Genomic DNA, 9,631 nt, shown 5'->3' on the forward strand with positions numbered 1-9,631 from the left:
GCGAATGCTAAATTATTGTTTTCTTTTGCGTTTATATTTTGTTGCAACTTTTTACGTTGTTTTGCGGCAACGACTCGCTTATCTTCCTTCTATACCCCCGTCGAAACCATTTACGCCCCCGTAAATGTTAATCGTCCTGTCTTTGCATTCTTCTTTCTGCATCTTTCTTGGCAAGATCCTGACGTTTGTCATAATTCTTCTTACCTTTGGCTACAGCAAGCTCCATTTTTACAAGACCATTTTTGAGATATAAACTTAAGGGTATTAATGAATAGCCTTTCAATGTTGCCAACCCCAGCAATTTCCTGATTTCCCTCTTGTTCAGAAGAAGTTTCCTAGGCCTCAGTGGATCAACATTGTAAATGTTGCCTTGCTCATAAGGACTAATATGCATGTTCAAGACATAAGCTTCACCATCTTTTATGTTTACATAACTATCTTTTAGGTTAACTTTTCCCTGTCTAATTGATTTAACTTCAGTTCCAACAAGGACTATGCCTGCTTCATATTTGTCTTCTATGAAATATTCGTGATATGCTTTTCTGTTGCTTGCAACATTTTTTGTGTTTTCAGCCATTTTCATCACCTACCATTAACGTAGGATGATTATAACATTAAAAATTTGCATTGTCAAATAGCAGTTATTTTACAACATTTGAAATATACGTAAAATTTAAATTAAAATTTTCAAATTGTTATTATTAAACATTTAAACATACAATTAATGATTATATTGTTGTTCAAAAATGAAATAATATTACTGAAACATATAATTTTTATTTAAATATGCCACTAAAAAGATATGGAAAGGACTGATATTGTGATAAATCATAATACGAGAAACAATATTTTTGTTAATGTGATTTCTCAGCCAGGACATGTAAAATCATTGACCAAAAGACCTGTGGGCACGGCTGATACTAATCATTTTTGTGTCTTTAACAATCAAAGCCACGCTGTTGGCTCAGTCATTAAAGGTTCAGACGGCTCAAATTACGTCTGCACTGAAGATGGCTCATGGCAGTATGAAGATTAAAAATTTATGGTTTTATTATGGCATTGCAAATATTGCAGTGCCTTTTTCATTTACGTAATTTCAAATATCACCATAATTGATTTAATCTCATATACTGTATTATCTTATGGAAAGATGGAGTGAATATGTATAACTATATGTATGGAAACAAACCAGCATTCAGCGGCAATTTGTATAATCAAAATATATATAACACCCAGGAAACACCTCAAGGCAATATTTATAATACATTAATATACCCGGAAAAATTGAATTATGTAGTTGATGTTCCAATTAACCTTGCAAAATCCTTGGAAGGAAAATATTTCATAGGTTTCGCTGATTATTTATCATTCGGCGAAGGAACCAATACATGGGCAAGGCTATACAATCCCCCGGACTCAGGCGTAAATCTTCACGTTACAGTATGGACGGTTAGTGATGTATTATCACCATTTACGGCTCAGATATGGTTTAACACAAATTCGCCAGGTTTTGTTGAAAATTCCAGAAACATTACTGCTGCCAATACAGCAATGGTCCCGCTGCCAAGGCCAAAAATAAATCTTCAGTATACAAAAAGCACAAAAGGAATTCCTTCAGGAGGAGTGCTGGCATTCTTAAGAAGAGGGCAGCCTGGAACAACTTTGGTAGATGATGAACAGGGAAAATTCATTTTTCCTCCGGGAGGTTCATTTACGATTTTCCTTTCAAACCCACAGACTCCAACTCAGTTTGCTTCAGCAAGCATTGCTTTTGGATGGTGGGAAGAACCAAGATAAAATCCCTGATAAATTCAGGGATTTTTACATTTAATTGCAATTTTTATTATTCATATTATAAATTACCCTAATTAAATCGCTGAATACTCCATAAGCTGTCTGTTCAATTTCAGGATCATGTTCAACTATTGATATTGTGCCCATTAAATCAGTGGTAATAGTCACTACCGACGATGTGCCTGTTATACCTGCCAAAAGTGATCCTTTTGGAATTTCCTGAGGACTTACTCTCCCTACCACTTTGCCGTTTTCAATTCCTCCGTAACAAAGAAGTTTAATTGCATTTCCTCTTATTTCTGCATCCATTATTTGCTCATATGTAATATCTTCAATTCCTTTTCGCTCAACATCATATGGAGTGATGTCAGCATCCATGAGCACATTTATAAGTGCCGCAGTCTTTGCAGCTGCATCCCATCCCTCAATGTCCATTGAAGGATCTGCTTCAACAAATCCTCTTGCCTTTCCTTCTTCTAAAACATCTTCGTATTTCTTACCATTGGCAAGTTCCTCAAGCACAAAATTTGTAGTGGAATTTAAAATTCCCTTCACTTCTGTAACCCTGCACATCTTCAATGTTTCATCTGCCAGATTAAATACTGGTGTACCGTCCATAACTGTGGTTTCAAAATAAAATAAAACTCCTTGTTTTTCAGCCAGATCCCTTAACGATTTATATGACCATGCAATAGGTCCTTTGTTTGCGCTAATGGCATGTTTTTGGCGGCTTAAAGCTGTTTTAATATGGTCAATTGCAGGCTGTCCTGAAAATATCTTTAGTGGAGTTAACTCCATTATAACATCATACTCAACAGTCTCTGCTATTTCCATTGAACCCATTTTTGAAAAATCCTTGCTGCTTTCATCAAATTTATGAAAATTAATCATATCATTGCAGGCTTTTTCAAGATTTATTCCGTTTTCGTTTACAAGGCATCCCCTGCTTCCTGTAGACACAGCTACAACCTTTACATCACATCCGTATTCTTTCATTATATCTGTTCGTTTTTCATTTAAAAGTTTTGCAAACGCCTGACCAACATTTCCAAAACCAAGAATTGCCACTTTAATTGTCTGATTAATCATAGATTTACTCCTCCGATATTTTTTCAACTATCTTCTATTATTGCAACTGATATTTCATTCTTACTGTTGGTTGAAACTCTATTATTCTTATATAAAAACTATAACAGAATAAAAATTCAGTGTCAACTTATGCCAATAAGCTTAAAACATTCAAACATTTAGAATAAATTTCTTAATATGCTTCATATGACCTTGCCTGCACTGACTTACCATTGATTACTTGTTACATTTACATTACAATTTTTATTGCCGAATCTCATAAAGAGTACCGGGGATAATATCGGGGTGAAGCCTATCTTAAGGCGGGGTACCTCAACCCTAATCCGTCAACTAACCTGGAAGGCTAAGGAGGATAAAATGAAAAAAAGTACTATCAAATCAATTCTATTGACTACCAGTCTTACTATTGGCATATCGTTTTCTGTATCAGGCGACGCATATGCAGCAACCTACAAAACCGTCAGCGGTGATTCACTTTACAAAATCAGCCGTCTTTTCAACACAACAGTAGGAAATTTAATGGATGACAACAATCTAAGAAACTACAACTTAAGTATTGGACAAGAACTATATGTTCCCTGCCAGATTTATTCTGTTCAAAAAGGTGACACTCTGTATTTAATTTCCAAAAATTTAATATTGAATTATCTGACCTGAGAAGAGCAAACAACATTTACACAAATTACATAGACATTGGACAGGTCCTTAACATTCCAAAGACATTTGCAAAGACTGCTGCAGAACCTGCAGCCCAACTAAATCCTGCTCCGGCAGAAGTTCCAGTTGCAGAAACTCCAAAGGCTGTAGTACAACCAGTTGAAGCAGTTCCGGAGACTAAAGTTGAAACTGTTTCATACACAGCAGAGGACTTAGATATTTTGTCAAGATTGATTATGGCAGAAGCCCAGGGACAGCCTTACGAAGCTCAGGTTGCTGTTGGCGCTGTTGTAATGAACAGAGTCCAAAGCGATTTATGGCCAAACACTATAAAAGATGTGGTGTACCACTATATTGGCGGATACTACCAGTTCACCCCTGTGCAAACAGGATGGATTAACAATCCTGCAAACGCTCAAGCTGTACAGGCAGCAAAGGAAGCATTAAATGGAGCTGACCCCACAAACGGAGCCATGTTTTATTATGACAATACAACAACAAACCAGTGGATTCTCTCAAAGCAAGTGGCCTTCAAGTCAGGAGCAATGATTTACGCATACTAATCAGCTTTATGCAAAACTATTTATTACAAAGAATGCCATTACGTATGGTAATGGCATTCAATTTATTAACTATATTTCAAATCCAAAAACATCCAGGTTTTTAAAGATTCCAAATAAACTGCTGAATCTGATATGTATGTCATTTTCCTTGGGCATAAGATTTTTGGATATATAAATCTTAACTGTATCCACATCATATAAAACAAATCCATCTTTTTTTACCGGTTCACCTAACCGTACTCTTGGAAGGGCTGCAGACGTTCATCCGCATCCGCTTTTAACCTTTTCAATTGTAATTATACCGCCATTTTTCATAATATGATCCCTGGCCTTTTGGTCCAGAATTATATTTGCCATAGTCCTCTCCTTGATAAATAATATATAATATACCCGCCAGTTATTTAGGGAAACATATTATTATACTGTACTTGTAAATCTATCTAGTGTACTTCCATGATTAAAAATGTAGCATCATCCATTAATTTCTTTTCATCACCTATGTGCGAAAATAAGTTTTGTTTTACAATATTTTTAAGATCAACAGCCTCAAGTGCTGTGTTCAGTTTTAAAAAGTCCTTCATATTCTGCTGTCCGTAAATTTCTCCATCGTTGTTCTTTGCTTCAACCAATCCATCAGTGTAAAACATAATTTTATCTCCCGGTTCAAGATTTACTGTGCTGTCTTCGAAATACGGCATAAAGTATTCACCTAGTTTGCATATGGGAAATCCACTGCTGTTTAGTTCAATAATTTCGCCGTTGTTCTTTATGACAAGAGGTGGCTCGTTAAGCCCTCCTGAAGCATATGTAAAGCAGCCAGAACTTGTATTGTATACTCCATAAAGCATAACAAGGTATGCTTCTGTATTGAAATTTGTTTTGTTAAATGACTTGTACATTTTTTTAAGTACAAATCCGGGAGTTATTATTTCCAAATTTTCAGTTTCGTCGTTTGTGTATACAATATTTTGGTTGGCAAACACCGTAAGCATAGCTGCTGAAACACCATGTCCGGAAACATCTCCAATATAGACTGCAATATTATTTTCATCAAGTTTAATGACATTGTAAAAGTCTCCGCTTAATCGCTCGGCAGGAAGGTATTCAGCTTGAAATGATACTTTCATGTCCTTTGGCATCTGAGATGGAAGCATGGAACGCTGCATTTCTCTGGCATACTCTAAATCTGTCATCAGTGTCTGGTTTATTTCCTCAAGCTTTTCAGTTCTTTGCTTTACAAGATAATTTAGATTTTCAGAATATCTTTTCAGCTCGTTTTTAGTTTTTTTCATTTCGCGGTATGGAATGCTTACATTTTCTGCATAAATTACCTTAAACAAAATAAAATAAGCTACTATCTTGTAGATATGTCCAAGATAATTAAATGCATCATATACGCTTCCATAGCTTATGAAAGCAAATTCACTGAAAATTGATACTAAGAGTGATATCATAAAAAGATATTCCTGACTGGATTTTTCGTGTTTGTAGTCAGCTGCATTTTTTAAGAATGTGATTCCCATTATGAATACTATGAAATATTCAGTGGCAATTTTAGCTGTAGTCAGGCCTTTACCTTCCACATACATGACTGGAAATACATGTGGATAATATGTTGCTATTATAAGCAAAGCAATGACAAGAATAATTGTAGGGGCTACAAAAATCCATTTATTATACCTGCATTTTACATTAAGCGGAATTGTTACTGCTTCTAGAAATCCAATACTTCCAATAAGCCTTGAAAAAATCCAGAAAGTTGTGGCTCTGTTTGCGCTGTCGTTCGAAATAAAAAAATCAGCCATTTCTTTATAGCTTAATGTGTGAAATGTATCAAGGCATCCCATTGCAAGGAATGTGCAGCCAAGCAGTATCATTCGGAGACTGCCGGATTCATCATAAACGTGATATGTCACAAGAAATATTGAAAAAGCTGCCAGTATGCTTGCAAATTCAAACAGGCTGTGCCATGTGAGATATGTGGCCACAGACATAACTTCCTCAAAAAAAGTATTATAATATGCCGCAGCACCAAAAAGAAGCAGCGATACAATGAAAACAATGATTATCTTGTCGTATCTCTTGAAATTTTTCAATATATTTTTAGTCTCCATAGCCATAGCCCTCAAAATTTTACTATACCTTAAAATTTTAAAATTTTATTTACAAATATTTTATCTCAAATTCCGACGTTTTTCAACAAAAATAAAAAGGAACGCAGATTAGCTTCAAGCATTCCTTTAATAATCTTCTTTTGGTTACATAATTTAACTTTATGTTCCGCAATAAGTTTTATAGCATTTATTTTTTTCTTTTGGAAGTTCTGTGTATTCTATCTGATCATCTGTATATGCATATGGTTTTGAAAGAACATTTATTAGTCCTTCCATTACACTGTAATCTTCATTATTTACTGCTGCATTCAGTGCCTCTTCGACCCTGTGATTTCTTGGTATAACGGAAGGATTCGAGTTTTTCATAAGCTCTTTAGATTCATCAGTAATTTCATTCTGTCTTGAGAGCCTTGACTTATATCTATCAAGCCAGCTTGAAAAGTCTTTAGTTCCGGACATGGCTGTTTTCTCATATCTTTCAAGTGTCAATAATCTGAATGAATTTGTAAAATCACCATGATATCTGTACATTATATCAAGGATTTCATTAACCAGAGTTTCATCCTCTTTTTCTTCATTGAATATTCCGAGTTTTGCCCGCATTCCTGTCAACCAGTTACTTTTGAAAATATTGCTGAATTCTTTTACTGCATCCGTTGCCATTATAACTGACTGTTCTTTATTTTCATGAATAAGTGGCAGCAATGTTTCTGCAAATCTTGAAAGGTTCCACTCTGCAATTTTAGGCTGATTGCCATACGCATAACGTCCATTTCTGTCAATGGAGCTGAATACAGTTTCAGGATCATAGTCATCCATAAAAGCACATGGACCATAATCAATGGTTTCTCCGCTTATTGCCATGTTGTCCGTGTTCATGACACCATGTATGAATCCTGTAAGCTGCCATTTTGAAATGAGCATTGCCTGACGTTTAATTACTTCTTTAAGAAAAGAAAGATATTTGTTGTCATCATTTTCTACAAAAGAATAATGGCGCTTTATTGTATAATCAGCAAGTGCTCTTAAATCATCAACTGTCCCCCAATTTGCAGCGTATTGAAATGTACCAACCCGTATATGGCTTAATGCAACACGCGTTAAAATTGCTCCCTCCAATGGAGAGTCACGATAAACTTTCTCTCCTGTTGTTACAACCGCAAGACTTCTTGTAGTTTCAATACCAAGAGCATGCATTGCTTCGCTCATGATATACTCTCTGAGCATTGGACCAAGAGCTGCCCTGCCGTCTCCGTTTCTTGAGTATGGTGTTTCACCGGAACCCTTGAGCTGAATATCTATCCTTTCTGACCTTGGAGTGATGTGTTCTCCCAATAGAACTGCGCGTCCGTCTCCTAGCATTGTAAAATATCCGAACTGATGTCCTGCATAAGCCTGAGCAATAGGTGTTGATCCTTCAGGCAAAAGATTACCTGAAAGCATTTGTATTCCACTTTTGCTTCTGAGCATTGTTAAATCAAGTCCCAGATATCTGGCCAGAGGATAATTAAGAACAACTAATTCAGGTGACCTTGATGGAGTTGGTTTTTGGTGTGTATAAAACTTCTCAGGCAAACGAGCATAACTATTGTCAAAATTCCATCCTGTTAATGTATTTCTGTCAGTCATTTAGTCTCCTTTTATTTTATTTATTTTAAAAATTATATAAGCCATTCACCGAGAAGCGAACCCATAAGTGCCACAGCTGCTTTTGCTGTCTGGTTATTGTTGTCAATAATCGGATTTACCTCTACGAATTCAGCGCTTACAAGCTTTTCTGACAATGCTATCATTTCCAGAGCCAAATGGCTCTCACGATATGTAAGTCCTCCCGGAACTCTTGTTCCTGTTCCAGGAGCATAAATTGGATCCATGCTGTCCATATCAAAACTCACATGAATTCCGTCTGTACCATCTCCTGCTATTTTAATTGCACGTTCTATGACTTCTGTCATGCCTAGGCGGTCGATTTCATGCATTGTAAAAACTGTTACCCCAAGATCTTTAAGAACCTTTCTCTCCCCGGCATCAAGATCCCTGCTTCCTATGAATACAAATTTATTAGTTTGAAGCTTTTTATCTTTTCCACCTATTCCTGTTAACCTTTCATGGCCAAAGCCCATACTTACTGCCACAGGCATTCCATGTATATTCCCGGAAGGAGATGTTTCTTCAGTGTTTATGTCACCATGAGCATCAAACCATATTACTCCTAGATTTTTCTTGTGCTGCAATACTCCTGCTATTGTTCCTATTGCAATGCTATGGTCTCCCCCCATAACCAATGGGAATCTTCCCTCTTGCATAGCTTCTGATACCTTACTGCACAGTTCTGTGTTGACTCTTACAACTTCATCTAGATTATTAAGCTTTATTCCATCTGTTTTGGGACTGATGGGCTTATTGGCCATTATGTCTCCTTCGTCTTTCACTTCGTACCCAAGTCCTGTTAGTTTGTCAATGGCTCCGGCATATCTTATGGCAGATGGTCCGAGACTAACACCTGGAGTTCCCGCTCCAAGATCAATTGCTACTCCTATTAATGATAATTTTGAATTTATTGATGATTTCATATTTCCTCCTAAGTACATTATATTATTTATTTAAAATTTACATAGCATATTAACAAACGTCATTGTTAGTATTTTGATTTTGACGCATAATATTCAATTATTGATAGCAACATTATATTGTTAAATATCTTGTTCAATGAAATTCTTTAACCCTCCTTTTTAAATATTTTTTTATTTCTTATACCTTGAACTTTATATTTTAAACATAATGTTATATTGCAAAATTTAAATATATCAAACTTAATGCTTAATGTCAAAAAATAAGGGTATATAAAAAATAAATGACTCATTAGGAGGAATTCATATGTCAGAACAAAATGATATCATTGAAATCGGTGAAATAAAAATATCAGATGATGTTGTTATAGCTATGGCCGGAATAGCAACAAGCAATGTGAAAGGAGTTTATTCAGCTCAAACAGAAGGTTTAGGTAATCTTTTTCCAAAAATTCAATAAAAAAAGGAATTAAGGTTGAAATGATCAATGACACGGTTACATTGGACATTAATATAAACGTTGAATATGGCCTAAACATTGCCGAAATTTCAAAAGAAGTACAAGCATCTGTAAAAAATGAAATTGAATCAATGACAGACCTAACTGTATCTGCGGTTAATGTAAATGTAATAAACATCATACTTGAAAAAGATAATCAGTAAGACAGTGCCGGAATATTCCGGCACTGTTTATGAAAATATTTATTTATATAAGCTTTACAACATGTTCTTCTAGCTCTTCAGGTGTAACAGTTGGCGCAAATCTAGCTGCAACATTTCCATTTCTGTCTATAAGGAATTTTGTAAAATTCCATTTAATTTCATTTTTTTCTGTAGAAAAAAT

The 9,631-nt window shown here is 35.4% G+C and carries 12 protein-coding genes, 1 other RNA gene, 1 pseudogene and 1 riboswitch; of the genes and pseudogenes, 6 read left to right on the forward strand and 8 right to left on the reverse strand.

Annotated features, from left to right (window positions below):
• Positions 1-120, reverse strand: a transfer-messenger RNA (tmRNA) gene (ssrA, locus tag BN358_RS24670); the annotation flags it as partial.
• Between the two features lie 7 nt (positions 121-127).
• Positions 128-577, reverse strand: a complete 450-nt coding sequence (gene smpB, locus BN358_RS15785; RefSeq protein ID WP_019227251.1) for an SsrA-binding protein SmpB — start codon at positions 575-577, stop codon at positions 128-130.
• Positions 578-820: 243 nt separating this feature from the next.
• Here smpB and BN358_RS24675 point away from each other — a divergent pair, with 243 nt between their 5' ends.
• Both BN358_RS24675 and BN358_RS15790 read left to right on the forward strand, forming a co-directional pair.
• A complete protein-coding gene (locus BN358_RS24675) occupies positions 821-1,036 on the forward strand; it encodes a hypothetical protein (RefSeq protein WP_083851357.1) in 216 nt (71 codons plus the stop codon).
• Between the two features lie 125 nt (positions 1,037-1,161).
• Positions 1,162-1,797: a DUF6143 family protein gene (locus tag BN358_RS15790; RefSeq protein WP_019227252.1), complete on the forward strand. Its 636-nt coding sequence runs from the start codon at positions 1,162-1,164 to the stop codon at positions 1,795-1,797.
• A gap of 30 nt (positions 1,798-1,827) precedes the next feature.
• On the opposite strand, the gene BN358_RS15795 is transcribed toward BN358_RS15790, so the two are convergent.
• On the reverse strand, positions 1,828-2,883 hold the full coding sequence (locus BN358_RS15795; RefSeq protein ID WP_019227253.1) for a homoserine dehydrogenase: 1,056 nt from the start codon (positions 2,881-2,883) through the stop codon (positions 1,828-1,830).
• 237 nt (positions 2,884-3,120) lie between these two features.
• A riboswitch (cyclic di-AMP (ydaO/yuaA leader) is annotated at positions 3,121-3,243 on the forward strand.
• Here BN358_RS15795 and BN358_RS27975 point away from each other — a divergent pair.
• Complete coding sequence (locus BN358_RS27975; RefSeq protein WP_051011028.1) at positions 3,241-3,540, forward strand: LysM peptidoglycan-binding domain-containing protein; 300 nt, start codon at positions 3,241-3,243, stop codon at positions 3,538-3,540. It overlaps the preceding riboswitch by 3 nt.
• A 25-nt stretch (positions 3,541-3,565) precedes the next feature.
• On the opposite strand, the gene BN358_RS27980 is transcribed toward BN358_RS27975, so the two are convergent.
• Positions 3,566-3,742: a hypothetical protein gene (locus tag BN358_RS27980; protein WP_232233350.1), complete on the reverse strand. Its 177-nt coding sequence runs from the start codon at positions 3,740-3,742 to the stop codon at positions 3,566-3,568.
• 19 nt (positions 3,743-3,761) lie between these two features.
• Between BN358_RS27980 and BN358_RS27985 the strand changes: the two genes are divergently transcribed.
• Positions 3,762-4,103 (forward strand): cell wall hydrolase, encoded by a 342-nt coding sequence (locus BN358_RS27985; RefSeq protein WP_232233352.1) that lies wholly within the window; start codon positions 3,762-3,764, stop codon positions 4,101-4,103.
• Between the two features lie 440 nt (positions 4,104-4,543).
• Here the strand turns inward: BN358_RS27985 and BN358_RS15805 are convergent, their stop codons facing one another.
• From BN358_RS15805 to rocF, 3 genes are all read right to left on the reverse strand, one after another.
• Positions 4,544-6,217: an MASE3 domain-containing protein gene (locus BN358_RS15805; RefSeq protein ID WP_019227257.1), complete on the reverse strand. Its 1,674-nt coding sequence runs from the start codon at positions 6,215-6,217 to the stop codon at positions 4,544-4,546.
• A gap of 159 nt (positions 6,218-6,376) precedes the next feature.
• A complete protein-coding gene (locus tag BN358_RS15810) occupies positions 6,377-7,846 on the reverse strand; it encodes a YdiU family protein (RefSeq protein WP_019227258.1) in 1,470 nt (489 codons plus the stop codon).
• 32 nt (positions 7,847-7,878) lie between these two features.
• Positions 7,879-8,790, reverse strand: coding sequence for an arginase (gene rocF / locus BN358_RS15815; RefSeq protein WP_019227259.1), 912 nt, complete (start codon positions 8,788-8,790; stop codon positions 7,879-7,881).
• Between the two features lie 304 nt (positions 8,791-9,094).
• Between rocF and BN358_RS27145 the strand changes: the two genes are divergently transcribed.
• Positions 9,095-9,247 carry a hypothetical protein gene (locus BN358_RS27145; RefSeq protein WP_019227260.1) on the forward strand — a complete coding sequence of 51 codons (153 nt, stop codon included), beginning with the start codon at positions 9,095-9,097 and terminating at the stop codon, positions 9,245-9,247.
• 20 nt (positions 9,248-9,267) lie between these two features.
• Entirely contained in the window at positions 9,268-9,450 is a 183-nt protein-coding gene (locus tag BN358_RS15820; RefSeq protein ID WP_019227261.1) for an Asp23/Gls24 family envelope stress response protein, read from the forward strand.
• 43 nt (positions 9,451-9,493) lie between these two features.
• Here the strand turns inward: BN358_RS15820 and BN358_RS27150 are convergent.
• Positions 9,494-9,631, reverse strand: a pseudogene (locus tag BN358_RS27150) (glutathione peroxidase); the annotation flags it as partial.

Source organism: Sedimentibacter sp. B4 (assembly GCF_000309315.1).
Taxonomy (GTDB): Bacteria; Bacillota; Clostridia; order Tissierellales; family Sedimentibacteraceae; genus Sedimentibacter; species Sedimentibacter saalensis.

Excerpts from the sequence above, each read along its gene's own strand:
- BN358_RS15795 (WP_019227253.1), bottom strand. The coding sequence starts at position 2,883 with ATGATTAATCAGACAATTAAAGTGGCAATTCTTGGTTTTGGAAATGTT.
- smpB (WP_019227251.1), bottom strand. The coding sequence starts at position 577 with ATGGCTGAAAACACAAAAAATGTTGCAAGCAACAGAAAAGCATATCAC.
- BN358_RS27145 (WP_019227260.1), top strand. The coding sequence starts at position 9,095 with ATGTCAGAACAAAATGATATCATTGAAATCGGTGAAATAAAAATATCA.
- BN358_RS27975 (WP_051011028.1), top strand. The coding sequence starts at position 3,241 with ATGAAAAAAAGTACTATCAAATCAATTCTATTGACTACCAGTCTTACT.
- BN358_RS15810 (WP_019227258.1), bottom strand. The coding sequence starts at position 7,846 with ATGACTGACAGAAATACATTAACAGGATGGAATTTTGACAATAGTTAT.
- rocF (WP_019227259.1), bottom strand. The coding sequence starts at position 8,790 with ATGAAATCATCAATAAATTCAAAATTATCATTAATAGGAGTAGCAATT.
- BN358_RS15820 (WP_019227261.1), top strand. The coding sequence starts at position 9,268 with ATGATCAATGACACGGTTACATTGGACATTAATATAAACGTTGAATAT.
- BN358_RS15805 (WP_019227257.1), bottom strand. The coding sequence starts at position 6,217 with ATGGAGACTAAAAATATATTGAAAAATTTCAAGAGATACGACAAGATA.
- BN358_RS15790 (WP_019227252.1), top strand. The coding sequence starts at position 1,162 with ATGTATAACTATATGTATGGAAACAAACCAGCATTCAGCGGCAATTTG.